Source organism: Oceanobacillus profundus, assembly GCF_003515705.1.
GTDB classification, from domain to species: domain Bacteria; phylum Bacillota; class Bacilli; order Bacillales; family Amphibacillaceae; genus Oceanobacillus; species Oceanobacillus profundus.
Genome location: NZ_QWEH01000028.1, coordinates 1 through 25,997 on the forward strand (window position 1 = coordinate 1; position 25,997 = coordinate 25,997).

Here is a 25,997-nt window from a genome sequence, read left to right on the forward strand (position 1 = left end):
AAGTGCAGCGCAAGGTGTTAGGAGGTTCTTTCCCTACTGGCAAGAACCTCCTAACACCTAACAATTTATATAAAGTGGCTCACTTTTTAAGTGATCGCTCTGGCTCAATTTCCTATTGACAAAAACACCACTCATTATAACTATTTCATGATCCTTTAATAATTCTACTATTGGTATAAAAGGGGCAATTAAATCATCTCTCGTACTTTCAATTTCAATATATTCAAAATCTATTATTACTGTATTAGGTAGGCTGTCTTTATTAGACCTTAACCATTGAACAAAAAAGGGATTCACAACACTTTTGCTAATTCTTACGTAAGTTTTGGGTTCTTGAATAGCATTATCTAACAGATATTCTATTGGATATAATATATCGAAGTCTAAATTACTAGGGTTCCTGATTAGTTCTTCTAGGGTTTCAATATCATCTGAATTAAGATTTCGGACATCTAACAAAACAAAGTTGCTATAACTATCATGGATACAGAGAAAATAGATCTGGAAATGTATTGAACAAATCCTTTATAGATTTAACCAGTGAGGAAACTGAGACAGGATACAAGTTTCGATTACATTAATAAAAACCTGAATGGAATATCCTGGAGTCCATTCGGGTTTATTACTTTTTCTTCTCCACATATCTAAAGAATTCTAAAAAAGAACTCCTTCCATTCCAAATCCTTTAGTAATTTTGAGCCAACTGAATAGATAGTTATTCAAGCAAAGATTTCCTCCCAAAAAAACTTCATCCTTATCGGCTATTGTGAAAGATACTAACAAGTTGTATATAAATATCCACCACACGTTGTTTTAGAAGCTCATTAACCAAAACAAAACTCCCAAACAAACAGTTTCCCGAATAATAAAAAGCAAATAGGCCACAATAAACATGAAAATCAGAAAATGACTGTCATCACTAAAAGACATATGGAGGTGCAATACGGATCAAGCCATACCGTTGTCCAAATTGCAAAACAAATAAATCCCGCTTTAATCTCATTGAGCAAATCGCAATACCTGTTAAACTAGACGCAAAAACTGGAGAATTACTGGAAAGTTATACAGATGAGAGTACGGAAATGTTCCATCAGATGTATAAGGGGCCAAAATACCGTATTCAATGTGGGATATGTGGTTTGATAGAGAATGAAAATACATTTGAACAGTTTGCTAAATATGCAGGTTTTTAATGTTTGTATGTGTGTCTGCTGCGACCCTAATGATTTTTTGTTGTTGAGAAAACATTTATTTGAACAAACCTTTTAAGGAACCTAAACTCTGTTAATTAATGATCGATTATAAATATGAATCCATTATGATCAAGAGTATAAATTGAATAAAAAAACAATCACGTTTTTATAGCAAAAAATCATAAAATTACGTTAACCATCCCTATTCCCTTGACATAAATTTCTAAAGATTATAACATATGGATATAACTTAATTATATGCACTAGGGGTGTTATTTAACTGAGATGAGTATTACTCAAACCCTTTGAACCTGAACTAGTTGAAACTAGCGTAGGAAAGTGTAAACTCTAAATACATACTTAAAGAACATTTATGCCTTATTCTTAATATGTAGTTATTTGTTTTTACGCAGCTTTCCTATGGGAAGGTTGCGTATTTTTTATATTATCTATCATTTTTATGATGTAAGTTTCACGCTAAATTAATAGTATAGGAGTGGTTAGGATGATTAGAACAGTATTAGTAACAGGCAGCAGCAGAGGGTTAGGGGCAACTATTGCAAAGACATTGGCACAGCAAGGATTTCAAGTGGTTATCAACTACTATCAAAGCAAAGAAGCTGCTGAGAAGCTCGTTTCTGAGATTGGTGAAGAGAATGCTATTGCCATTCGGGCTGATGTAACAAATCGTAAAGAAGTAGATGAATTGATAAAAAAAGCAACGGAATATTTTGGCCAAATAGATGTTGTCGTCAATAATGCATTAATAGATTTCAAGTTTGATCCAACCAAACAAAAATCCTTCACAGAACTTACATGGGAAGATTATCAAAAACAACTGGATGGTACGTTAAAAGCAGCATTTAATGTCGTTCAAAGCGTCATCCCCCAATTTATTGAACGACAAAATGGAAGTATTATAAGCATTGGTACAAATTTATATCAAAATCCTGTTGTACCCTACCATGAATATACAACAGCAAAAGCTGGATTAATCGGTTTTACACGTAATATCGCTGCCGAATTAGGTGTATATGGCATAAAAGCGAATGTAGTTTCAGGTGGATTATTAAAAACAACTAACGCGAGTGCCGTTACAACACCAGAAGTATTCGATTTAATTGCTCAATCAACGCCATTGAAGAAAGTGACCACACCTCAAGATGTAGCCAATATGGTCGCTTATTTATCTTCAGAAAATGCTGACGGTATTACAGGGCAAAATTTCACAATAGACGGCGGTTTAACAATGAACTAATAGCTTAAAATACGATAGCTGATCCTTCAAAAACGGAATGTACAAGACAGTTAATAATGATGTATGTTGAGGTGTAAATAAATGACAAAAACGAAAGAAAGACAACTGCATTTAGGTGTTTTGCTGTATGGTTGCGGACACCATCAAGCTGCTTGGTTAATGCCTGACTCAAGCGTTGAACATATTGGGGAGATTTCTTATTATCAATCTTTAGCACAGGTTGCGGAAAAAGGTTATTTTGATGCAGTATTTTTTGCTGATAATCAATCATTTCCGGCTAAACATGCCAGTGATATGCCAGCATTTTGGTTTGATCCAGTAGTCAATTTAACAGCTATTTCCCAAGTGACAAATCATGTTGGATTAGTTGCAACAATTTCAAGCACTTTTTCTAATCCTTTCACAGCTTCCCGGCAGCTCTTAAGCTTAGACCATATTACAAAAGGGCGTGTTGGCTGGAATCTCGTTACCTCCATGACTGATTTAGAGGCGTTGAATCATAGTATGGAAGAGCTGCCTCCTCGTGACAAACGTTATGAAAAGGCAGATGAATTCGCTGCTTTAATGAATAAGTTATTTATTTCATGGGATGATAATGCGTTTCTGCATCAGCGGGAAGAAAGAAAATTGATAAACCCATCAAACATTCAGCCTTTTCATCACGATGGTACGTATTTTAAAGTGCATGGCCCATCCACCACGCCAAAAAGTCCGCAAGGCAAGCCAGTATCCATGCAAGCGGGGGCATCTAAACAAGGCATTGCATTAGCCGCAAAATATGCCGATGCAGTCTATTCCGTGTCGTGGAACTTAAAGCAAGCAAAAAGTTTTCATAAAAAATTAGATGAACAAGTTAAACAAAGCGAAGACAGCAATAGACATATTAAAGTATTCCCAGGCCTAGTAACTTATGTAGGGCATACACGTGAAGAAGCTTTAGCCAAAAAAGCAGCTTTAGATGAGCAATTACCTATTGAAACAGCTTTAAAACAGTTGAGTTTCTTTATTCAGCAGGACTGTTCGAATTGGGAAATTGATAAAGCAGTCCCTCCATTACCTCCAGTAGAAGAATTTACTGGTCCAGTTGGACGTTACGAAACAATACTGGAAATTATCAATGATACCCAGCCTACAGTAAAAGAATTATTAGGTTATCTCAGTGCAGGCGGTGGACATCACACACTAATAGGTACACCCGAAGAAATTGTGGATCAAATGGAGGTCTGGTTTGAAGCTGGTGTTGCTGACGGATTTAATCTAATGCCTCCTACATTACCCGGCAGTTTAGAAGACTTTGTGGAACTGATTGTTCCTGAAATGCAAAGAAGAGGGATTTTCAGAAAGAATTATGAAAGTCATACCTTCCGTGAACATTTAGGGTTAAACAAATAATGAAAGTGCTGCACTATTATTTTGCCATTGAAATAGAGCAGCACAGTCAAAATTAAACAACCTGTTATCTTGGACTTGAAATTATGAATACAAAGAAAATAAATCCGGTAATGAGTAGTTAAGCAAATCTATTATAGATTTAACAAGTGAGGAAACTTAAACAGGATATAAGTTCCGATTACATTAATAAGAAAAAAGAAAAACCAGGCAAACCCCGACCGGTCCTTTTAGAAATTGATATTTAACCGTTACACTAATCTATTTTTCTCTTTCGCTAACCGAATAACTTCTCTAATCGTATTCCTTGAATGACCACAGTTCGAAGCCACCTCACTCTGTGTGACTCCCTGCAATAAAGCCTTAGAATTTCTGGATACTGAAACACAAAATAACTCCTATATAATAAATTTGCACGTATGTGCTCCTTTATTATATAGGAGGTTGGGTCAGTCATGTATTACGTAAATCACACATTATGTCCCAAGTAGTGAGTGGTTTGAAAGAAGGAGTACGAGCAATTTTCCCTGACGTAATCGTTCAATGATGCATGGTTCATTTGATTCGTAACTCCGTCAAATATGTTCCTAGTAAGGATTATCCCCAAAGCGTTAAAGAAAGTCTATGGTGCACCATGCCTTAAGGCTTGCCTAAGTGTTTTTGAATATTTTCAACAACAAGGGGCTGCATATCCAGGAGCTATTGATTTATGGACAAGAAACTTCCACCATGTCGAGCAACTTTATGATTATGGAAGTTCCATTCGTAAAGTTATGTACACAACCAATGCGGTAGAAAGTATCCATTCCAGCTTTAGAAAAGCAACCAAAAAAGGAGCATTCCCCAACGAGAACGCCCTATTAAAAGTATTATTTTTACGGGTAAAAGAACTTGAAACCAAATGGGAAGGTGGCCATATCCAAAACTGGGCAATGGTTATGAACCAACTACTTCTCCAAAACGAGCTAAAAGATAGAGTGTTAAAGTATCTTGAGTAAACTGGGACTTACACACTTTATTTGACAGACCCGGCTTTGCTCTTTCGTCGATCGTTTATCTCTCCATTAATGAGTCATTAGATTGTCCAGATCGTTCTGAAAGTCTTCTTGCTAACTTAACAACTTCTTCTCTCGCCACGTCTTTCTTTTTCTGCCAATGATTTGTTGTCATGACAATACTTACTCCTGCAATGATTTCGTTTTTATGGTTAAACACTGGAGCAGCGACACAATGAATTTCTTCGGCAGATTCCTCATGTTCTTCGGCAAATCCACGCTCTCTAGCCAATGTTAGTTGTTGATATAACTCATCTACTGACTCAATAGTTTTTTCAGTCTTTGCTGGTAAAGGTTCATCTGGATAAATCGCTTTTAATTCTTTATAACTAAATTGGGAAAGTAATATTTTTCCAATCGATGATGCATAGGCAGGAAATCTCATACCTGGCTCCGTGACTAATTGGAGCATGGAATCTCCTCTCATTTTACCTGTGTAGACGACATACCCATTATCGAATATACCCATTTGTAAGTTCTCATTAATGACTTTTTGTGTTATTGCACCCTCCTCGTAATAAGCTTGTAAAATATTAAACTGACTTAAATAGGAAGCACCAATATTTGCAATCGTAGTACCTAAAGAATATACACCACCATTATTTTTTCGAATCCATCCTAATTTCTCAAGCGTATTTAACAATGTAAACATACTACTTTTATTAATATCAAGTTTCTTTGATAGATCTATCATCCGGTATTTATTTGGATTCAAAGCAAGTAATTTTAGAATTTTATCTGTTCTCTCTATAGCTGGGCTCCAATACTTTTCTTTCATTTTTTATCTCCTCTAACTTACCTTACTATTATTCAGAAAGAAGTAATAAACTTATCTCTGGTATTATTATAAGTATAACCAAATTTAATAGCATCAGTAAAATAAATGGAATAATACTTTTTATCAGCTGATTAAACTGGATATTAGCTAATGATTTCGCGACAAACAAGTTCACACCTAAAGGTGGGGTAAGCAATCCGATAGCCAAGTTAAAAATCATTAATACACCAAAGTGAATAAGATTAATATCATAAGTATTTAGTAACGGTAGTAAAATCGGAACGATTAAAATGATTGCTGCATTTGTTTCCATAAATGTCCCGACAACTAGTAATACTAGAGTTATAATAAATAAGAATACTAAAGGACTTTCCGTAACAGATGACAATGCACCTGCAATTTTCGATGGAATTTGTTCAACAGTAATTAACCAACTCATTAGGTTTGCTGTTGCTACAATGAATAATACCATTGCTGACAATGTTCCCGCTTCAACAAAAACACTTTTTAACTCAGATATTTTCATCGTACGATAGATAAATAAAGAAACGATTAAACCATAAATACATGCAACAGCACCTGATTCCGTAGGAGTGAACCAACCTAAATAGATTCCACCAAGTATGATAAGTGGCATTAATAAACCAAGGATAGAACTTTTAAGACTCTGAAAGAATTTTTTAATACTTGTTTTTTCTGAACCCTTATATCCTTTTCTCTTAGAAATGATAAAACAATAGATAATTAAAGTTAATCCCATTAGAAGTCCAGGTAATACTCCTGCAATAAATAAGTCTCCCACACTTGCATTTGCAGAGATTCCAAATGTAATAAAAGGGATACTAGGTGGTATAATAATACCAATTGTTCCACTAGCTGCAATTAGTGCGATTGAGAACTTCTTATCATACCCTTCTTTAATCATAGCAGGTACTAAGATACTTCCAATCGCAACTACTGTTGCTGGAGCAGAACCAGATATGGCTGCAAAGAACATACTAGAAATAACTGCAATAATCGCAAACCCGCCGGTAATGGACCCGACAATACTTGCAGCTAAATCAACCAAGCGTTTTGATATACCACCAATCTCCATAATTTTCCCTGCAATCATAAATAAAGGAATAGCCATTAAAGAAAAGACGTCTAATCCTGTAATCATTCTTTGTACCGCTACAAAAAGATCTAAATCTCCTATGTACAGTACTAAAATGGACGCTAACCCCACAGCGATAGCAAGAGGTACGTTTAATAATAAAAGACCTATTAATGATGAGAATAGCAATGCCGCCATCTCTCTCCCCCCCTTCGATTATTAAGAAACCTTCTGATCTAAATTATTTGTATTTTCAATAGTTTCTCCATAGAAAATATCATTAACAAACAAAATAATATATCGTATTAACATTAAAATAGACCCTACAACAATGGAGAAATAAACAATATACATTGGAATTTGCATTGCAGGAGAGGTTTGCCCCGTTTGCATTAGATTATTAACGAAAGGAATACCTGCTAAAATGACTACAAGACAATAGATCGAAGAAACAATATAACTTATTGTCCGTAACACTTTGTTAGCTTTTTCATTGAAATAAACTACTAAAACGTCCAACGTAATATGAGCTCCCTTTTTCACCCCATAACTCACTGCGATAAACGTTGCCCAGATCATTAAATATCGAGACAATTCTTCAGACCATCTTAATTGGGCATCAAAAAAGTAACGACTAATAAAACTAGCAAAAACAGCCATTAACATCGAGAATAATAGAATAAATATCAAATTCTCCTCAACCTTAGTTAAAATTTTATCTGTCTGGTTTAATATTTTCTTCACATGATTCACCCCTTTAGGAAAAGTAAGAACAATAAAAAAGGATAACTTCTTTATTGTTCTATTTTTATGTTAATTTGACTCTACTTCAGCAATAGCATCTTGTAATTCTTGATATATGTCTTCCCCAATTTTAGGGATATAAGAATCTACAACTGGTTCCGCTAATCTCTTGAATTCTTCTACCTGCTCATCCGTTAATTCTAGCACTTCTACACCTTGCTCTTTAATGTAGTCAATACCCGCTGCTTCTTGATCTCTGTTCATTTGCCGTTGAATATCACTCCAGTTCTTCGTTTCCTCTACTAGAATAGTTTGTACATCTTCTGGCAGACTGCTGAAATAAGCGTCATTTACAATAAATGCATACACTCCATTTACGTGAGAAGTTAGAGAGATATATTTTGTTACTTCATAGAAACGCATTCCCTCGATTAGGGAGAAAGGGTTTTCATATCCATCAATAACATCTTGTTGTAAAGAGCTATATAATTCTGGAAACGCAATTGGAGTCGGGCTACCACCAAATGCTTCAATCATATCCATATGTGCTGGGTTTTCTTGTGTTCTAATTTTTAAACCTTTAACATCATCTGGAGTTTCGATTGGATGAGAGTTGTTTGCCATATGGCGAATTCCGTTTTCTCCCCAAGCTAGACCTCTAATCCCTGTTTCTTCTAACATTGAATCAAACAAACTATCCCCAAATGGACCATCTAGAACAGCATCTGCAACCTCTTGACTATCTAAAATATAAGGCAAGTCAAGAATCATCATTTTTTCAAAGAATCCAGAGAATGGTGCAGTAGACAAAACTGCCATTTCAATCGATCCCATTTGTACACCTTCAAGTTGCTCTCGTTCACCACCTAACTGGCTATTAGGATATGTTTCAATAATAATTTTGCCTTCGCTTCGATCTTCAACTGCTTTTTTAAATTCTTGTAAAGAGTTTTCTAACCTGTCATCTGTTGCAGCAGATGAGTGAGCAACACGAATGGTGAATGTTTCACCATTTCCGTCTGCACTATTATTATCCCCTCCAGAGGCACCGCTAGAAGCATTTCCACAAGCAGCTAACAATAATACTAATACGATGATTCCGCATAACTTACACAAAGCTTTCATGTTTAACATCCCTTTCATTTAAGATTCCGTCATAAGAATTCTTAATAATTTTTTCCACATCTTTTGCAGTAGTTAATCTAGGATTAACCAACACATTTCCACTTCTCATGGAGTCTTTGACAAGTTTATCTAATTGCGAAATATCTACACCTAATTCCTTTGTATTATTAGGGATATCGTATGAGTGATTCCATTCCGCAATAGTATCAATTACTTTATCCGCAATAATTTCTTTAGAGTCATTAGCAGTATCAATCCCCATCGCTATAGCAATATCTACCATTTGATCCAAACATGCTGGTGCATTAAATTTGAGAATAAAAGGCAATAGTGTTGCATTGGCGATACCATGCGGTATATCGAATAGCCCTCCAAAAGATTGAGAGATAGCATGTACATTCCCCAATCTAGTTTGCGAGAATGCTAAGCCTGCCAACATTGATGCCTCTAACATATTTTCTCTACTTTCTCTATCTGTACCGTAGAAATAAGCTTTGGATAGATTTACAGATATTAAAGAAATAGCATGAAGAGCAACAGAACCACTAATTGGATTATTTTCCTTTGAAATATAAGATTCAATGGCATGTGTTAAAGCATCCATACCTGTCGCAGCTGTAATGGATGGAGGACATTTCATTGTAAGTGAAGCATCCAAGATTGCTAAATCAGGGAAAATTTTTTCGCTAATGATAGCAGCTTTAAATAATGTATTTTCATCCGTAATCACTGTAGAAGCTGTTACTTCACTACCAGTTCCTGACGTGGTAGGGATAGCAACGGTGTAAATTGGCTCATTTACAAGTTTCCCTACCCCTTCGTAATCAAGGATATCTCCTTTATTCGTAGCCATTACACCAAGTGCCTTCGCCGTATCAATGGAACTTCCTCCACCGAACCCAATCACCGCATCAAAGGAATGATTGGACAAAACTTCTGCACCTTTTCTTACTGTTGATGTTTTTGGATTCGGCTCTACTTCATCAAATATTTCATAATGAATATTATTCTCTTCTAAAGACTGTAGAGAAGAACTTAATAATCCTGCAGAAGTAATCCCTTTATCCGTAACAATCAGTACGGAATATTTATTTTCATACTTTAATATTTCTCCTATTCTACTTGCACTATTTAATTCAAAGATAACCTTTGTAGGCATATAATAAGTATAATTATACAAACTTTATTCCTCCTCGATTACGATCTTCTAAAATGCCTCAAGCTCCATTTTGAGGCAATCACAATAAATTGTAAGCACTTTCATTTGTTCCACCGACCCATTATCTATTTATAGAATAATAGAGAATCGGTTCTTAGTTTAACTTTTAGTTTGAATAACCTTCGCTACTCCTAATCCTTCAGCTCCTAATTTGGATGTTTTTGCTTCAGGATAATAGCGTTCAATCATTTGTAGACCTAATGCAGCACGGTGCACTCTTTCTTTTACTAAAGATACATTTGTACTTTCCCATTGTTTTCCAGATGGGTAAACATCAGGGTGGTTTCTTAATCCGAACTTAATATATAATGGGGACAACACACGAATAATTTCAGGAATTTCATAATACCTTAGAAAACCACCAAAGTTATCTGGGACTTCAACATATAAATCAATTGGAATATCAATTGATTGTCGAATAGCAGCAAGTTTAGGTAAAGTTAGCGCTGTTGGAACATTATAAGTATCCGCACCAAGATCTTGCATGAGTTTTACCGATACAGGATTACCTGCACCAATTTGTACCGACGCTTTTATGATAAAGTTATTCGGTAATTGACCTTCTTTTTTCATTTCCTTCGTTAATAGCAATAATCCTTCGTCTGCTACTAATGCTCCGCGGAGCCCTAAGCTAGCTCCTCTTTTTAAATCTTCCATAGCATATATTAGTTGGTCAACACCTTCGTGACGTAACCCCATCGCCTTCCCACTAGAAGTAAAAGGTTGTGCACTAATATCCCAAGTACCACGTGGACCTACGAATAAACTTAATTCCATTCCTCTTTCTGCCGTTAACTCACACATTTCTTTAATTTCATCATCCGTTAACAACATAATACCGCTACCTTGGGAAATGCGGTGAATTTCTAGTCCGTATCGATCAATCTCTTTTAAGGTTTCTCTCAGCGCTACCGGACCTTCCGTGCTAGGTAATTCGATTCTATATTGTGCACCATCTGGAAAACGTTTCGGTGATGTCGGTAATTTCCTTAAATCACTAGAAGGGTAACCGAGTTTTTCCAGTAATTCTTGAGATTGTTTCATAATCACACTCCTCCATTCGGTTACGTGTCTTTCCCAGAGATAAGGGGATAAAAGAAGACACCAATATCCCCTGTCCCCGGAGAACTAAGCTCAAATTTAACCTTTAACAAATACAGTCTTGATTTCTGTGTAGAACTCTTTTGCCGCTTCGCCTTGTTCTCTAGAACCAGTACTTGTTGCCTTCATTCCACCAAATGGAGCCTGCAACTCTACACCAGCACTTTCCGCGTTGATTCGAACAAGTCCAGCTTCAATTTCATCTACAAATTCCAGGAAAGATCCGATATTTGTTGTAAAAATAGAAGCACTTAATCCGCATTCAGTATCATTTGCTTGAGTAATCGCATCTTCTAGATCTGTTGCCTTAAATAATGCGATAACTGGTCCAAATATTTCTTCTTTTGCAATTCTCATATCGGCATCAACATCTCCAAAAATAGTTGGTGTAACGAAGAATCCATTACTATATTCTCCATCTGTCAGAACTTCCCCACCAGCAAGTAGAGTTGCTCCTTCTTCCCTTCCAATTTCTAGATATTCTTTAACAGTGTTAAATTGTTGTTCATGCGCACATGGTCCCATCCAAACGTCTTCCCCTAGTGCGTTACCAACTTTGATTTCTTCCGTCTCTTGAATAAGTTTCTCTACGAATTGATTATAGATGCCTTCTTCTACAATGACTCGACTAGTTGCGGTACACTTTTGTCCAGTAGAACGGAATGCCCCACTTATTACTGCCTCGACCGCAACGTTAAGATCAGCATCCTTTGTAACGATAACTGGGTTTTTCCCACCCATCTCTAGTTGGAACTTAATACCACGTTCTGAAGCAGATCTCGCAACTACTTTTCCAATGGTATCCGAACCAGTGAAGGTAATTGCTTGAATTTTTGAATGATCAATAAGGTTTTGTCCAACAACTGATCCAGATCCAGTCACAAAGTTAAGTACACCTGCTGGTAAACCAGCTTCCGCCAAGCATTCTACAACTTTAGCTGCAGTTACTGCCGCTTCTGTAGCAGGTTTAAATACGACTGTGTTTCCATATATTAGTGCAGGTGCAATTTTCCAAATTGGAATTGCAACCGGAAAATTCCACGGAGTGATAATCCCAACAACTCCCACTGGTACACGCTTCGTATATAATAGCGCATCTTTATCTGTCGAAGGAATCATGTCTCCATCTTTTCTCATTCCTTCACTAGCATAATAGCGAAGAATTGCTACACCACGAGCCGTTTCTCCTTTCGACTCAGGAAGAGTTTTCCCCATCTCTCTTGCCATCGTCTCAGCTATTTCATCTAATCTACCTTCTAGGATATTTGCAGCTTTATATAAATATTGAGAACGTTCCACTTTTCCAATCTTTCGCCAAGATTTCCTAGCTTGGACAGCTGCTTCTACAGCCATATCTAAATCCTGCTTATCTGATTTTTGAACATATCCAACAACCTCATGTTTATTTGATGGATTCATACTCTTTAATGTTTCATTTGAAGAAGATTCTTCCCATTTGTTATTGATTAAATTTTTAAATGTCCTTTCGGTAGTAACCGTTTCCATTTTACTTCCTCCTTTTAGAATTGTTCCTAGATTCTTACTTAGAATCAAAAGGCTTAATTAAGTAATTTAAGTTTTGGTTTATTATAATAAACCACATTCTTTATAATAAACTTTTATGTTTTAGAGACTATCATATTTCATGAATTGTTGCAATACTTTATTTAGATTTAATTTACCAATAAATTAAAAAAGCCTTACAGTCAACATTTCGTTAAACTGTAGGGCTTTTAATTAGTTTATTCTAGAATTTAAACTATGCATAGAATCAAATAAAAAAGTGTTTTTAAGATCCTCTCAACTAATAAATATTCAATAGACTTTTAAGTAACCCAAAGAAAAGCTATCCACCTTATTACCAATCTCATAAAATGAATAACTGCCATAAGCCCGCCAAGTACCGCATGAACTGAATAGGAATAGTGCAATAAATAAGAAAGTAAATTCAAGTGGTTCTGTAATACCAGTTAAAACCGCTGTTAATGCAACAGGTACAATTAGTCCCCAATTGTCTTTTTACGTTTTTCTGGTTTACTTGCTAGAATAATAGCAATTGCAATACCTAGTGATCCAAACACTTTTGTATTCCCATACATCATAAATCCAGCTCTTGGAAATAGAGTCGTCATAGACTCAGAGGAAGCAGCAATGTTCCCTAAGTTGGTAAACCAGTTTGTGAGAAGTCCCTCATTAACTGCAGCAGGAACATATACAAATGGTTGCCACATAAAGTGATGTAAGCCAGTTGAACCATCTTGAACCCTTCCATCCATTTCATCTGGTTCCTCAACAATTTGTTGGATGATCGTTATCGTTTCATTCGCCTCCTCCAAAGATTCACTCATGGATTCATTTACAAGCGTTAAGCTAGATGATTCTTCTTGTATTCCAGCCGACATTTGCTGTACAGCATCAAGAATATGCTGACTGGACTCATGTATCGTTGTATTATCGGTACTAAAGTGGTTGATATTATTTTCTAATATATCCGTTCCTTTTTCAATGGCATGGCTTTGGTATTAGACATCTATTTCACTCCTTCTTGGAATCTGTTGATGAAAAACCTTTGTTGTAGTACAACACAAGAATACCTAGAAGCAAGGTCACTGGATTAAAAAATAAAAAAGGCTATTCTCAAAATAATTCTGACCTTTTTAAGCTTGGAACTTCATATATGCTAAATTTAAAACAGACAGTTCACCAATCTCGATGTTTAGAATAAAACCAATTTGTAAATACTAGTTTCAAAGAACAAAAGAAAGGTGGAATTAATATGCCCCGAATTTCCATGGTGCCCTTCGATAATTTAGTGAGGATATACAGTGAAACTCCTCATAAGAATGATATGGAAGCAATGAAACACCTTGAAATTGCTTTTGAGAAAGGTATGATAGAAGTTTTAAAAGAGATTGCTTACACTGAACTCTTAAAGTATGAAAATAGAACTGATAATCTAAACTATAGTGACAATGCATATACAGAATTGGACGATTCATTAAACAATGCCCTAGAGCAATGCAGTACCAAAGAACAAGAAGATGCATTTTTTAATCTTGAATCAGCGCTCAACCGAATAACCGTACTTGAATCTGAAAAACATTTTATTGGCGGTTTTATTACAGGATACAAATTTTTAAAGGAGATTGGACAATAGGGCTATTATTTTAAGATAAAAATCGTTGCATGGTGGAGTGACAGGTAACTAATTATGTTACAGTTGCGTTAATGGATTCAGTCATTCATCATGAATACATCTTGAGCTTTACTAAGAACAGTTATCGCAGTAACAGAGTATCAAATCAACAATCTAAATGTTTTCCTTAAATTCAACAATAATATTGACCTTCACAAATCGATTATAGAATTATTGCATATGGGTAATGTATTCATGTATAATAAGTTAAGAAGCAATATAGAATAAAATAGACTGAGTGCTACTAACGCTCAGCCAAAGCAACTACATGCCGCATGAAGAGCGGCTGACCAGAATAGTTGGTTAAGTTTTAAAAAGTAACCTATCCTAAACTTTGATCGGGCGAAGGACGGTTACTTTTTTCTTGTTTCTTTGACGATCTGCACAACTAGTGCTAGCACATTTACTAGAACTATACTCGATGTCAGTGCAATGATGATTGCTTCATATGCCGTCATTTTATACCACCTCCCCTCATGGAAGATGGTCAACCGTCCATCCGCTTTATGTAGTTGCTACAACTCTATTTATAGCAATATTCTTAAACAATATCTATCGAATCTATTGAAAGGAATTCGTTCTCTTATTTTTTTAACATCAAGACTTATCCATTCTTCTTTCAACCTGCTCCCATCAATGCATAGAAATCCTGTATCCTTGCCGTGCTGTATAACCAAGTTCAGTGGAAATTTGATTTGCGCCTTTTATAATTTCGTGAAGGATTTGTTTTGCCTTTTCTTCTTTATAATCTGTTAAATGAACTTTGGAATTATCTTGGGTGCCTTCATTGCTGCACAAGGTAACTTTAAGCCCAAAAAACTAAAAGCAGGTCCTGCAGGTGCCGCTATTGTCGGTGGGTTATTAATGGGGTATGGCTCACGCCTTGCCTTTGGCTGTAATATGGGTACATACTTTGAAGGTATTGCATCCTTTAGCTTGCACGGCTGGGTATGGATGGTCATGGCAATGCATCGCATAGGAGTTGCTTTTTTATCAGACTGTTATTTAGGCTGAATAATCCGAAAAAACCTCATCCATAGTGGGCGAGGTTTTTTCTAAAGAGATACAAAGACTCCATATCTATCAATCAAATATATTCATACCTCGGTTTATTTTTTATAATATGTCCCATAAAATTCAACATAGTCATTGCTGCAATTCGTGCTGTTGCTCCGGTTGGATCATATTGAGGGGCAACTTCCACAAAATCAAAACAGATAACATTCCCTTTATCAGCAATCCCCACTAGGATATCGTTTAAAATGATCTTGAAAAAAACCTTTGCGCTTAAGGCTTTGTACCATGCTGAGGTTGCTTCAGGCGAGAAATATCAGGATGCATACCGAGAACTTGACTTGCCCAATAGGTAGGTCTTTTTTTTGTGTAAAAATCATAAAAATCGAAGTGATTCCTAAAAGCAATAGCGGTCTGACCCCAGAATCTGTAAAAAAGCAAAAAGTACCGTTTCTATCTCAACGGTACTCTAAATCAGTTATTAACTTCCCATTTTACGGCGAGTCATACTCGGTTTCTTCGCGAGTTGGCTTTGCATATGCTTTGCTCCGCCTTTGCCGTTTTTGGTGTTTGTATTGTTTGCTTGCGCTTGTTTCTTTCGTTCCAGCTGCTGTTGTACAATCTCTCTGGTACTAAGTTTTTTTTCGTTGGACATGTATTGTCTCCTCCGTTCATTTACTCTTATTATAATCTATTTTTGTTAAATTTAGCTATCTATATTTTCCAAAGCTTTTGATGCTGTCAATCAATAACTTCATACGCAACCTGAAACGGAAAGTGACGGGCCCCGTGTCAAGCACATATAAAACGAGAGAACCCTCCACCTATTTCATGATATACTGGGCTTTAAGCAATACTAAGAAAACAAATATAAGAAAAAATAACATAAATGAGGTTAACAAATGACAGAGATACGTTTTACCGATTATAAACTAAGCGAAGACATCATGACTGCTCTAAAGAGCTTAGGTTACGAAAACCCAACAGAGGTACAAAGTAAGGTTATTCCACTTGTGTTAGGGGAGAAAGATCTCGTTGCGAAATCACAAACAGGAAGCGGGAAGACAGCTTCTTATGGGATTCCAATCTGTGAGCTAGTCGATTGGATCGAAAATAAGCCACAGGCACTTGTCTTAACCCCAACAAGAGAACTCGCTGTCCAAGTGAAGGATGACTTGACCAATATAGGAAGATTGAAACGGATAAAGGCAACAGCCATTTATGGGAAACAACCGATTGCCATTCAAAAGACCGAATTGAAACAAAAAAACCATGTTGTAGTTGGGACCCCTGGACGTGTATATGATCATATTGAAAGAGGTACACTTGCCCTCGAGAAGATTCGCTATCTTGTCATTGATGAAGCAGACGAAATGTTGAATATGGGATTTATTGAACAAGTAAAAGCGATCATTAATAAGTTACCAAAAGAAAGGGTAACCCTGTTATTCTCGGCTACCTTACCAGAAGCAGTAAAAAGCTTAGCAGTGAAGTATATGAAAGACCCAATTGATATTGAAATAAAAGCTTCCGGACTGACGACCGATAAAATCGAACATTTTCTTTATAACGTTCCTGAACAAGGTAAACTTTCCTTGCTTAAAGACATAACAGTGCTTGAAAACCCAGACAGCTGCATCATTTTTTGCCGAACAAAAGATAGAGTCGATACGTTGTGTGAGGCATTAACCGATTCAGGCTATAGCGCCGATAAAATCCATGGCGGGATGGAACAAGACGATCGTTTAGCAGTCATGAATGATTTTAAAAAGGGAGAATTCCGTTATTTAGTTGCGACGGATGTGGCTGCAAGAGGAATTGATATTGAGAATATTACCCATGTCATTAATTATGATATCCCATTGGAAAAAGAAAGCTATGTCCACCGAACAGGAAGAACTGGAAGAGCAGGCTTAAGTGGAAAAGCGATTACCTTGGTAACGCCATTTGAAGATCGCTTTTTGAATGAAATAGAGGAATATGTTGGTTTTAACATTCCAATGGAGCATGCACCGACAGTGGAAGACGTTGCAAATAACAAGTCTGCTTTCAAGGAAAAAATGAACAAGCGACCAACCTTGAAAAAGTCTAAAAGTGAGCAACTAAATAAACAAATCATGAAGTTATATTTTAACGGCGGAAAGAAAAAGAAGCTTCGAGCAGTTGATTTCGTTGGCACAATTGCAAAAATAGATGGTGTAGCGGTTGAGGATATTGGTATCATTACAATCCAAGATACGGCATCTTTCGTGGAAATATTAAATGGAAAAGGGCCACTTGTTTTGGAATCGATGAAGCATACGAAAATAAAAGGGAAATTGTTGAAAGTTTATGAAGCGAATAAAAGGTAAGAAAGCAGGCCATTCAGGTGCTTACCCCTAAACATACAAATGTATGTTTAGGGATAAAATAACTTGTCACAAATGGGTACTCTCGCTAACTTAATCTATTAAATTACTATCCCATCCTTCAAATAAAAAGCTTGTATTATGGTAGAGTTTATTTTCCCATCTTTCAAGTAAAAGATTGGCGTCACTATTGAGTCTGTTATACGCTTCTTGTTTGATTAGTCCGTTTTCTCGCTGATTATCAAGTAAAACTTTAAATCCATTCAAATGCTTGACCATTTTCTCGCTATTCTCTTGATTTTCATAAATTTCTAGTGCAGCTAAATGGTTATCTACTAAACGAGCATCCCTATCATTCTCAAATTGATCCTCTTCCGTAAAGCGTACCATAACATCTCTCATGTCAGTTATGTTGTCTGTCCAATACCTAGGTATTTCTGTAAGAAAATCATCGCCATTCAGGTCATCAATAGAACCATCAGCCATGTGAGAAATAATCCCCCATAACCCGTTTTCCACACGATCTACTAGATCTTGATCATAGCCGAATTGGGGTTGTTGACCAGGCATTTCGAAAAGAACAGTTGCCGTTCCATTAAGAGCAAATGCAGATCTAGCTTGTCCAGGAAAATCACGTTCTTGAAAGGCAATATACTGGGCTACACCAGGTTCCTCTTTATCTGAGAATTCCTTTACTCCACGAGCTGCAGCTAACGCATAACGTTTTGATTTATCCTGATCCAGTAATGGATAGTCAACGTATTTTGTACTATCGTCTGGCCCCAAAGGTGGATAGTCTATAGCAATTGTAACGTCTTCACCTGTTTTATTCATTACTGGGGTCCCCATGTGATGAAGATCAACATAAGCTTCTACATGACTAAACTCATCTTGCAACTCCACGTATAGATCTCTCAGTAGTTGAGATTCCTTCGTTATAAAGAAACCAAAATCATTCGTGTGTCCAGGTAAATCTTCCGCTGCAACTTCATAGTTCAAATCAGCATTAAAATCACGATTAATATCAAAGCCACCATTTCTCTCATTATAATACCAAGCTGGTGCAGCGCCCTCTAGATGTGGGTATGCAGAAACAACTTCGTCCCACGGAAAGATATTTTGTCTTTGCGGTATCTCGAGACCATCAACATTATATCGTGGAATAGCCACTATAGTAATCTCATTACGAACAGATTGAGCGAAGAAGCTATCGCTAGTCCCAAGGTATTCTAGTATTTCCACAAGTGCCTCGCCACCACTTTTTTCATTGCCATGTATGCTACCAGTGATTAGTAACACTTGATCACCAGTACCAACACGCACAGACATTACTTCATTTCCTTGCGTGGAATAACCGGCGACATCAGTCTCAACTTTTCCATCACTAGCCTCCACAATTTCACTTAGTTTTACAAGAAATTCTTCGTTGGTCATCCAATCTCTTTCAGATTCAGCAGATATTCCACTCACTGGAATCAACATTATCAGAAAGACAATTATAAAATACATAAATTTCTTCCAACTGTCACTTTTCATATTAGCCACTTTAATACCCTCCTCGTAATATCAATTCACCTTTTCACGTTGTTCCCGATAGTAACAGAAATAGTAGTTTTATCACGAACCCCTATAATCTTTCCTAAAAATCCCTCCCTTCATCTTTACTCCTCTATATATTTATTTTATAATTAAAACTATTCTTTCTACTTATCGCAATTTCCTTCTAGTAAATCAAAAATGAATCTAATCTACTCCCTCGTTTTTTAAAATCGAGTCCTTATCACTAGCAATTATTCATAAATTAGGTTTAATGGTCCTCTATGTAAGGACTAGGTATCGCCAAAAAACAAATCATTTTCTTCCTCTTATCATGTCCTCCTAAGAAGACGATGGAGGTTTAACTTTTTGCTGGCTTCTTAATTGAACCCTTCGAAGTCTTCTGTGTCTGATAACTATCGTTAATAACATGAAAGATTTCTCTCAGGTCTTTTAGCCAGTGATTGGCGGGTTGAGTCTCGAATAGGTTAATGGCTGCCGGCTGATTTTCCGATCTGAGCAGACGACAATAAAGTAATCTCGATCCATCCCGCCTAGAAATTGTTTCAACAAATCATAACTATCTTCTCTGAACGGCTCTTGTACAGCATACTTGATTCTTTCATTCATCTTAGGCTCTAACGATGTACACGTTTTGCTAGTGTCCGTTTCGTTTCCTTTCCGTTTACCTCACATGCAACAATTCAAGTTATTCTACAATTAATGCATACTTTTTCATTTACTTTTCCGCCTCAAATTAAAATATGCCCTATTTCCAACAATAGGAATTAGGGCTATATAATTGATTCATAATATATATTTAATAACTTATTTGGAAATTTAGGTTGGATTAATTCTATCACTCTTGAAGTATTCGGAGAGAGGCACTCCAAACAATTTACTTTAATCCATTAACGTACAATTACACCCACTGAAATTCACCACCGATTGCCAAACTGTTTACCAGTTAAAACCTCTTATATAATTAGAGAGCACACCTATGGTGGTGTGAAACTTTTATATAGGAGGTTTTTTGTTTGGTTCATTATCGAAAGATTTTGGACTTACATCATGACAACTGTTGCTTGGAAAGACGTTAAAACGATATCTTGATAGTTGTCCCTTTTCCAACTTGGCCCGCAAGCTCAACTTCCCCTCCATGAGCCACTATAATATCCCGAGCAATTGCCATTCCAAGGCCGGTTCCTCGTATATTTCCAGTATTTGTACCACGATAATAGCGGTCAAAAACTTGGGTCTGCTCTTCAGGGGAAATACCTTTTCCATTGTCGTGTATGGTAATAGCGTCTTCTGTAATATTTACAAAAACTTCTACATTTTCATCATTATGAATGAATGCATTATACATAAAGTTGAGCAAAGCGCGTTTCATTAAATGCTGGTCTATTTTCCAGCTTAGTTCGCTATTTTCACTATGGAAATGAATTTGCGACGAGCCAAATTGAGGGTCATTTAGTAAATCAATGACCATTTCTCGAACAAAGCCTTCCATATTTGTGTCCTGTCTTTGAAGCGGCATTTCTTGGTTCCTGAGTCGCATGGTAAGATTGAAGTCATCTAGTAATTCCTTCATATAAAGAGACTGTCGCTCGATTACCTCTGCATACTTTAGGCGTTCACGTGACGAAACATTGTCGTCGCTTAAGAGTTCTGCATAACCACGAATGGAAGCGAGTGGAGTTTTGATGTCATGCGAGACATTACGAATCCAATCATTTCGCATTTTTTCTAATTTATTGCGTTCTTTTGATTGTTCTTGCAATGTCGCCGAAACATTATTTAGATTTGCAAAAACTGGTTTGTATATACCCGGGCGTTTTGGTTTTTCTGTGTGGAATTGTCGTTCCTTTAGTGCATTAATTCGTTCGATAATGCGATTCACGGGTCTTGTTAAAATAGTACTGAACAAGAGGCCAATGACTGCCGCAATAATTAAATCGACGATGATAATGACTCCAAAAAACCGAGAAGCATACATCATGATTGCGGCTGGATTCAGCATAAATACTTCACGTTTTTCATTGGAATCTGGCACACCAATTAAGTAACTATACCCTTCATACTCGCCTATAAAGTACGTATGCAATTCATCATCCATATACTTATATTTGTGTATAAGCTCCATGGGGGTGTAATTTGTCGCGACATGATCTGGAGTTTGATAGGACGAAATCACATTTCCATTGTCATCCAAGATTTGCAGCCAGGCACCAAATCCTTCTAAGGCAGTCTCTCCTTCTTCTGTCACAAATGGTTGATTATCCTCTAATCTTAGATATTGGCTGAATGTGCGAGTGAAATTTTCACCAGAACTGTTTTCTGAATCACCTGTATTCTGGGATGCTTGATAAATAAGCAGTCCAAATAAGATTATAGTGTTTACAATAATGACAATAAATACGATGCTTAAAATGGATATTAAATAACGAGCGGTTAGCTTCCATTTCATTTTCTATCACCTATCCTTAAAAAGGAAAGTCTCTATTTATGCACACATCCATCACTTAAGTTTAATTATGTGGCACGAATCGATAACCTAGTCCCTTCACCGTCAAAATATAGGAAGGATCAGACGGATTGTCTTCGATTTTTTCCCGAAGCCTGCGAATGTGCACCATTAATGTATTATCTGCACCATAAAAGTCTTCTCCCCATACATTTAGAAATAAGGTTTCTTTACTGAGGATTTGGTTCGGATTCCGCATAAATGATGCCATTAATCCAACTTCTTTAGCGGTTAACTCAAGTAAATGACCGTCCTTTTTTACCTCCGTTTCATCTGAATTGATTTCAAAAGGACCGACGTTTGTCGCCTTAGCTGCTGTCTTTGCAGTTGCCTCTATCGTATAGACACCAGCTCGCCTAAGTTGTGCCTTCACGCGATAGGCCATCTCCTTTGGACTAAAAGGCTTCGTAATATAATCGTCTCCACCGATTGCCAGTCCTAATATTTTATCCACTTCATCGGACTTAGCAGACAAGAAGAGAATAGGGATACGTGAAACTTCTCTTATTCTTTTACACAAATCATAACCTTCTCCATCAGGAAGCATAACATCTAATATTACTAGGTTTGGTTCGAAAGCTTGAAATCTTTTCCATCCTTCTTCTATCGTGCCTACCATTTCGATTTCAGAAAACCCTTCCTTTGTTAAGCTTGTTTTTATTAATTGGCATAAGTCTTGTTCATCGTCAACAATGAGAATCCGTGGTCTTTCCATGTTTATCACCTTTTCATACTTGTTATTATCATCTAATTTATTCTATCTTAACAGGAATTTGCGAGGAAAAAACGTATTTAAGGTTTTTGTAAGGTTCATGTGATTGTAGTTTAAGGATGGAGGGATATAGTAAAGACAACATACGAAAGAGGTGGAGGAATAATGGAATCTTTATTACAGGTGAAAAATGTTGAGAAAGTCTTTGGAAAAGGAGCGAATACGTTTAAAGCGCTGGAGGACATTTCCTTTACGATAGATCATGGTGAATTTGTAGGAATCATGGGACCATCCGGTGCTGGAAAGTCAACATTACTCCATGTATTAGCGACAATTGATACCCCTTCTAAAGGTGATATTTATATAGAAAATGATAATATCGCAAAAATGAAAGGGGATCAGCTTGCTGATTTTCGCAGGGACCATCTCGGATTTATATTTCAAGATTACAACCTACTAGATTCTTTAACAGTACGTGAGAATATCGTATTGCCGCTTGCAATTGCAAAAAATTCTATAAAAGAAATTGATGTAAAAGTAGATTCAATGGCAAAAGCATTCGGGATTGAAGCAATACTCGATAAATATCCCTATCAAATTTCCGGTGGCCAAAAACAACGCACTGCATCTTGTCGAGCGCTCGTTTCTAACCCAAAATTGATTTTTGCAGATGAGCCTACTGGGGCACTTGATTCCAAGTCAGCAACGGATTTATTAAAAGCCTTGAGTTCATTAAATGAAGATCAGGAAGCAACCATCATGATGGTGACGCATGATGCATTTGCAGCAAGCTTTTGCAGAAGAATACTATTTATCAGTGATGGACGTTTATCCAGAGAAATGATTCGTGGTACACACTCACGAAAAGAGTTTTACCAAATGATTTTAGAGAAATTAGCACAACTGGATGGTGACGGGCATGACATTGTTTAATTTAGCACTGAAGAATATCCGTCGAAACATGAAAAGTTATGGACTTTATATTGGCTCAACTATTTTTTCCATCATAATATTTTTTACGTTTGCAACGTTAAAACATAGTGGTGATATTAGTGGGTTGGCAGAACAGTCAAAGCAAATCAGCGGTATAATGAGTGCTTCCGCGTTTGTGCTTATCATTTTTGTTGCAATCTTTATTCTGTATTCAAATTCTTTTTTTATGAGGAAAAGAAAGAAGGAAGTAGCATTATACGCTTTAATGGGTGTACGAAAACAAAAAATCGGTTTTCTATTGTTCTTTGAAAATATGGTAATAGGGATAGTTTCCTTAATCGTTGGAGTAGTGTCAGGTTTCTTCCTATCTCAATTACTACTCTCTCTTCTTTTAAAGTTAATGGGATTGAATATCGGGATTGGTCTAGCATTCTCACCAAATGCTGTTATCGAAACAATTATCGTATTCTTGATTATATTCCTTTTTACATCGTTGCAAGGTTATCGAGTCATTTATCGATTTAAATTGATTGATTTATTTCATGCATCGAAAAAAGGAGAAGAATTGCCAAAAGCTAGGGTTATTTCAGTCATTCTTGGACTAGCTACATTGGCGGGCGCTTATTGGTTAGCATTACAAGATTTAACTTCAGAAGCGTGGCGGCTCTTAGGCCTAGCAATGCCAATTGTAATCATTGCCTTAACCGTGTTGGGTACGTATCTCATATTTAACAGTGTGTTGGTTTTCGTACTTCAAATGTTGAAAAAAAGGAAGTTCTGGGCATGGAAAGGTCTCAATTTAATGACTGCTTCCCAATTGTTGTATCGAATTCGTGGAAATGCAAAGACATTAACCATTATAGCTACATTAAGTGCAACAACGATTACAGCGGGTGGTGCAGTGTTTGGATTGTATTATGACACGGAGGAAAACGTAGAACAATATACACCATTCTCCTTTATGTGGGAAGGGCAAGAAGAATCTATCGATGCTTCTATTGTAAAAGAATCGATTCATGTAGACACCAAGAATATTCGTATGAACAGTGAACAAATGGAAAAAGCGTATACAGTTATTGACCATTCTGCATTTGAGCAGTTGGCGGAAGCGCTTGAATGGGATATTGATTCCTTAAACATAACCGAGGACGAAGTTGCCTTGATAGAACCTTTTTATGATGAACAATGGACGGAAGATGTAAAGGAAGTTTCTTTTAATAAAGTAGATTATGAAGTTGTACAAATTTATGGAGAATCTATCTTCAATATTTCTACAGTGCCTGGTACGGTAATTGTTGCTCATGATAAAGCTTACAATGATTTGAATGCTGAAGAATCGACTTATCAAGCAGTGCAAGTAGAAAATTATAAAGAGCACTTAGACTTGTCCCAGGAATTAGAAGCGAAGTCATCAACAGGAGACTTTTCCAGCGCTGTACAAGATTTTCAAGATTCTTTAGAGGGAACAGGAATCATGCTATTTGTTGGTAGTTTCTTAGGTCTCGTTTTTCTTGTTGCCACTGGCAGTATTATTTTCTTTAAAACGATGACAGAGGCTGAAGATGATAAGGATAAGTATTCCATATTATATAAGATTGGTGTGCCTGAAAAAGAGATAAAGCGTACCATTCGTTACCAAGTAGGATTCATATTTATAGCACCGCTCATACTTGGATTACTGCATGGTACAGTTGCTTTAATTGCATTTTCTAGCCTTTTTCAAATGGAACTATGGGTACCAATCACAATTTGGATGTTGGCGTATGTGTTCATTTATATTATTTATTATTTTATCACCATACGAGGGTTTCATAAGACCATTTTTAATACAATTCAGGAGGGAAATTAAATGAAAAAAATAATTGGTATAACAATTGGTATAGTTTCTATTCTATTGGTGGCTGCAGTAGTGATACTGGCCACGGTTGATTTTAATCGCTTTGGAAAAGAAAATGTATATGTGCAGGTTGGAGAGCCTTCTTATGCAGATGAGTCTCAGCTTGACTCGGGAGAAATTATGACAACCTATTGGTATGAACTTCCCGCATATCATGAAGATGGTAACGTGTTAAATGTAGAGTTTTCTGCACAAAAAGAATTAAAACAAGGTGCGTACTTGAAATTGTATGTTAAACAAGAAAATGAAGTTACATCTTATGATGAAGTTTCTTGGGAGGAGATTCCAGAATCCGCCCAAGAAGAATTAGAGCAATAAATACCCGGCGGTAGAAAAAGGAGTTATATAGTCCTGCTCTACTTTCTGGAAGTAAAGTGAAGTAGAACCATCTTCATGGAAAGAATCAGCTATAGCGAAGTCGTTTTCTCTCCGTCAATACTGGCTCAATTTATCCATGAAGATGGTTCTAATTAGTACCTGGTCCAAGCTCCCCGCGCATTCCGCCGGTACCAAACTCCAGATGTTTATAAAAACAATCTTCTAATTGTTTTTCATCACTTTCAATTTTCTTTAATTGTAATCCTAACTCCTTATCTAATTCGGTAAACGCTTGCCATTTTGTATAATTTGTTTGCCAAGCCATGTATTGATCTCCTCCCGTATAATTGAATAGCCCCAATAAGCATTGGAGCTATTCAAGTAATATGAAATTCGTAATCATATTTGGTATTCAAGATACATAATAGCTTTGTATTTGATAATCTAAAATTGAGCCGTTTTTAGGGTATTGATCGCATAAAAAATGAGCCACTCGATTCCAAATTTTAATAACCTCTCTTATTATTGAAAGTGACCAAACTATCAATGAGAGAGGAC

The 25,997-nt window shown here is 36.5% G+C and carries 23 protein-coding genes, 4 pseudogenes and 1 riboswitch; of the genes and pseudogenes, 11 read left to right on the forward strand and 16 right to left on the reverse strand.

The annotated features are described in order from the left end of the window. Positions 1-947: 947 nt before the first annotated feature. The 4 genes and pseudogenes from D1B32_RS24365 to D1B32_RS22365 form a co-directional block, all read left to right on the forward strand. Positions 948-1,193 carry a DNA alkylation repair protein gene (locus tag D1B32_RS24365; protein WP_095308358.1) on the forward strand — a complete coding sequence of 82 codons (246 nt, stop codon included), beginning with the start codon at positions 948-950 and terminating at the stop codon, positions 1,191-1,193. A gap of 255 nt (positions 1,194-1,448) precedes the next feature. After that, positions 1,449-1,548: riboswitch (TPP riboswitch) on the forward strand. Positions 1,549-1,698: 150 nt separating this feature from the next. Beyond that, complete coding sequence (locus D1B32_RS22355) at positions 1,699-2,451, forward strand: 3-oxoacyl-ACP reductase (RefSeq protein WP_095308357.1); 753 nt, start codon at positions 1,699-1,701, stop codon at positions 2,449-2,451. Between the two features lie 81 nt (positions 2,452-2,532). Next, entirely contained in the window at positions 2,533-3,843 is a 1,311-nt protein-coding gene (locus D1B32_RS22360; RefSeq protein ID WP_118890451.1) for an LLM class flavin-dependent oxidoreductase, read from the forward strand. A 487-nt stretch (positions 3,844-4,330) separates the two neighbouring features. Beyond that, positions 4,331-4,838, forward strand: a pseudogene (locus D1B32_RS22365) (transposase); the annotation flags it as partial. A 55-nt stretch (positions 4,839-4,893) separates the two neighbouring features. Here D1B32_RS22365 and D1B32_RS22370 read toward each other — a convergent pair. From D1B32_RS22370 to D1B32_RS22405, 8 genes are all read right to left on the reverse strand, one after another. Continuing rightward, a complete protein-coding gene (locus D1B32_RS22370) occupies positions 4,894-5,673 on the reverse strand; it encodes an IclR family transcriptional regulator (protein ID WP_118890452.1) in 780 nt (259 codons plus the stop codon). Between the two features lie 28 nt (positions 5,674-5,701). Continuing rightward, positions 5,702-6,967 (reverse strand): TRAP transporter large permease, encoded by a 1,266-nt coding sequence (locus D1B32_RS22375; RefSeq protein WP_095308353.1) that lies wholly within the window; start codon positions 6,965-6,967, stop codon positions 5,702-5,704. A 21-nt stretch (positions 6,968-6,988) separates the two neighbouring features. Continuing rightward, a complete protein-coding gene (locus D1B32_RS22380) occupies positions 6,989-7,513 on the reverse strand; it encodes a TRAP transporter small permease (RefSeq protein ID WP_095308352.1) in 525 nt (174 codons plus the stop codon). A 69-nt stretch (positions 7,514-7,582) separates the two neighbouring features. Next, complete coding sequence (locus D1B32_RS22385) at positions 7,583-8,638, reverse strand: DctP family TRAP transporter solute-binding subunit (RefSeq protein WP_158586318.1); 1,056 nt, start codon at positions 8,636-8,638, stop codon at positions 7,583-7,585. Then, positions 8,622-9,818: an iron-containing alcohol dehydrogenase gene (locus tag D1B32_RS22390; RefSeq protein ID WP_240033877.1), complete on the reverse strand. Its 1,197-nt coding sequence runs from the start codon at positions 9,816-9,818 to the stop codon at positions 8,622-8,624. Before D1B32_RS22390 ends, D1B32_RS22385 begins: the two co-directional genes overlap by 17 nt. 138 nt (positions 9,819-9,956) lie before the next feature. After that, complete coding sequence (locus D1B32_RS22395) at positions 9,957-10,901, reverse strand: U32 family peptidase (RefSeq protein ID WP_187393191.1); 945 nt, start codon at positions 10,899-10,901, stop codon at positions 9,957-9,959. A gap of 96 nt (positions 10,902-10,997) precedes the next feature. Continuing rightward, entirely contained in the window at positions 10,998-12,464 is a 1,467-nt protein-coding gene (gene gucD / locus D1B32_RS22400) for an alpha-ketoglutaric semialdehyde dehydrogenase GucD (protein WP_095308349.1), read from the reverse strand. A 494-nt stretch (positions 12,465-12,958) separates the two neighbouring features. Further along, entirely contained in the window at positions 12,959-13,360 is a 402-nt protein-coding gene (locus D1B32_RS22405) for a PTS sugar transporter subunit IIC (RefSeq protein WP_095308348.1), read from the reverse strand. 374 nt (positions 13,361-13,734) lie between these two features. Between D1B32_RS22405 and D1B32_RS22410 the strand changes: the two genes are divergently transcribed. Next, complete coding sequence (locus D1B32_RS22410; RefSeq protein ID WP_095308346.1) at positions 13,735-14,115, forward strand: hypothetical protein; 381 nt, start codon at positions 13,735-13,737, stop codon at positions 14,113-14,115. A gap of 392 nt (positions 14,116-14,507) precedes the next feature. Here the strand turns inward: D1B32_RS22410 and D1B32_RS24370 are convergent, their stop codons facing one another. Then, positions 14,508-14,612, reverse strand: coding sequence for a putative holin-like toxin (locus D1B32_RS24370; protein ID WP_222863058.1), 105 nt, complete (start codon positions 14,610-14,612; stop codon positions 14,508-14,510). Positions 14,613-14,910: 298 nt separating this feature from the next. Between D1B32_RS24370 and D1B32_RS22415 the strand changes: the two are divergent. Then, positions 14,911-15,194, forward strand: a pseudogene (locus D1B32_RS22415) (YeeE/YedE thiosulfate transporter family protein); the annotation flags it as partial. A gap of 47 nt (positions 15,195-15,241) precedes the next feature. On the opposite strand, the gene D1B32_RS22420 reads toward D1B32_RS22415, so the two are convergent. Continuing rightward, positions 15,242-15,400 (reverse strand): arginase family protein, encoded by a 159-nt coding sequence (locus D1B32_RS22420; protein ID WP_316246675.1) that lies wholly within the window; start codon positions 15,398-15,400, stop codon positions 15,242-15,244. A gap of 13 nt (positions 15,401-15,413) precedes the next feature. Between D1B32_RS22420 and D1B32_RS24375 the strand changes: the two are divergent. Continuing rightward, positions 15,414-15,524: pseudogene (locus D1B32_RS24375) on the forward strand (hypothetical protein); the annotation flags it as partial. 125 nt (positions 15,525-15,649) lie between these two features. Here the strand turns inward: D1B32_RS24375 and D1B32_RS24065 are convergent. Beyond that, the gene (locus tag D1B32_RS24065) at positions 15,650-15,823 is read right to left on the reverse strand and encodes a hypothetical protein (protein ID WP_168927303.1); all 174 of its coding nucleotides are present in this window, start codon (positions 15,821-15,823) and stop codon (positions 15,650-15,652) included. Between the two features lie 247 nt (positions 15,824-16,070). On the opposite strand from D1B32_RS24065, the gene D1B32_RS22425 reads away from it, so the two are divergent. Beyond that, positions 16,071-17,519 (forward strand): DEAD/DEAH box helicase, encoded by a 1,449-nt coding sequence (locus tag D1B32_RS22425; protein ID WP_118890454.1) that lies wholly within the window; start codon positions 16,071-16,073, stop codon positions 17,517-17,519. A gap of 90 nt (positions 17,520-17,609) precedes the next feature. Here the strand turns inward: D1B32_RS22425 and D1B32_RS22430 are convergent, their stop codons facing one another. From D1B32_RS22430 to D1B32_RS22440, 4 genes are all read right to left on the reverse strand, one after another. Further along, on the reverse strand, positions 17,610-19,052 hold the full coding sequence (locus D1B32_RS22430) for an FIMAH domain-containing protein (protein WP_118890460.1): 1,443 nt from the start codon (positions 19,050-19,052) through the stop codon (positions 17,610-17,612). A 453-nt stretch (positions 19,053-19,505) separates the two neighbouring features. Continuing rightward, positions 19,506-19,682: a hypothetical protein gene (locus tag D1B32_RS23935; protein ID WP_158586319.1), complete on the reverse strand. Its 177-nt coding sequence runs from the start codon at positions 19,680-19,682 to the stop codon at positions 19,506-19,508. A gap of 466 nt (positions 19,683-20,148) precedes the next feature. Further along, on the reverse strand, positions 20,149-21,522 hold the full coding sequence (locus D1B32_RS22435; protein ID WP_118890455.1) for a sensor histidine kinase: 1,374 nt from the start codon (positions 21,520-21,522) through the stop codon (positions 20,149-20,151). 61 nt (positions 21,523-21,583) lie between these two features. Beyond that, the gene (locus D1B32_RS22440) at positions 21,584-22,294 is read right to left on the reverse strand and encodes a response regulator transcription factor (RefSeq protein ID WP_118890456.1); all 711 of its coding nucleotides are present in this window, start codon (positions 22,292-22,294) and stop codon (positions 21,584-21,586) included. A 162-nt stretch (positions 22,295-22,456) separates the two neighbouring features. Between D1B32_RS22440 and D1B32_RS22445 the strand changes: the two genes are divergently transcribed. Genes D1B32_RS22445 through D1B32_RS22455 form a run of 3 tightly spaced genes read left to right on the forward strand, consistent with a single transcriptional unit; the run spans position 22,457 to position 25,439 of the window. Then, on the forward strand, positions 22,457-23,224 hold the full coding sequence (locus D1B32_RS22445; protein ID WP_118890457.1) for an ABC transporter ATP-binding protein: 768 nt from the start codon (positions 22,457-22,459) through the stop codon (positions 23,222-23,224). Then, complete coding sequence (locus D1B32_RS22450; protein WP_118890458.1) at positions 23,211-25,073, forward strand: FtsX-like permease family protein; 1,863 nt, start codon at positions 23,211-23,213, stop codon at positions 25,071-25,073. Before D1B32_RS22445 ends, D1B32_RS22450 begins: the two co-directional genes overlap by 14 nt. Further along, a complete protein-coding gene (locus D1B32_RS22455) occupies positions 25,074-25,439 on the forward strand; it encodes a YxeA family protein (RefSeq protein WP_118890459.1) in 366 nt (121 codons plus the stop codon). 151 nt (positions 25,440-25,590) lie between these two features. On the opposite strand, the pseudogene D1B32_RS23940 reads toward D1B32_RS22455, so the two are convergent. Beyond that, positions 25,591-25,764: pseudogene (locus D1B32_RS23940) on the reverse strand (phospho-sugar mutase); the annotation flags it as partial. Between the last annotated feature and the right edge of the window lie 233 nt (positions 25,765-25,997).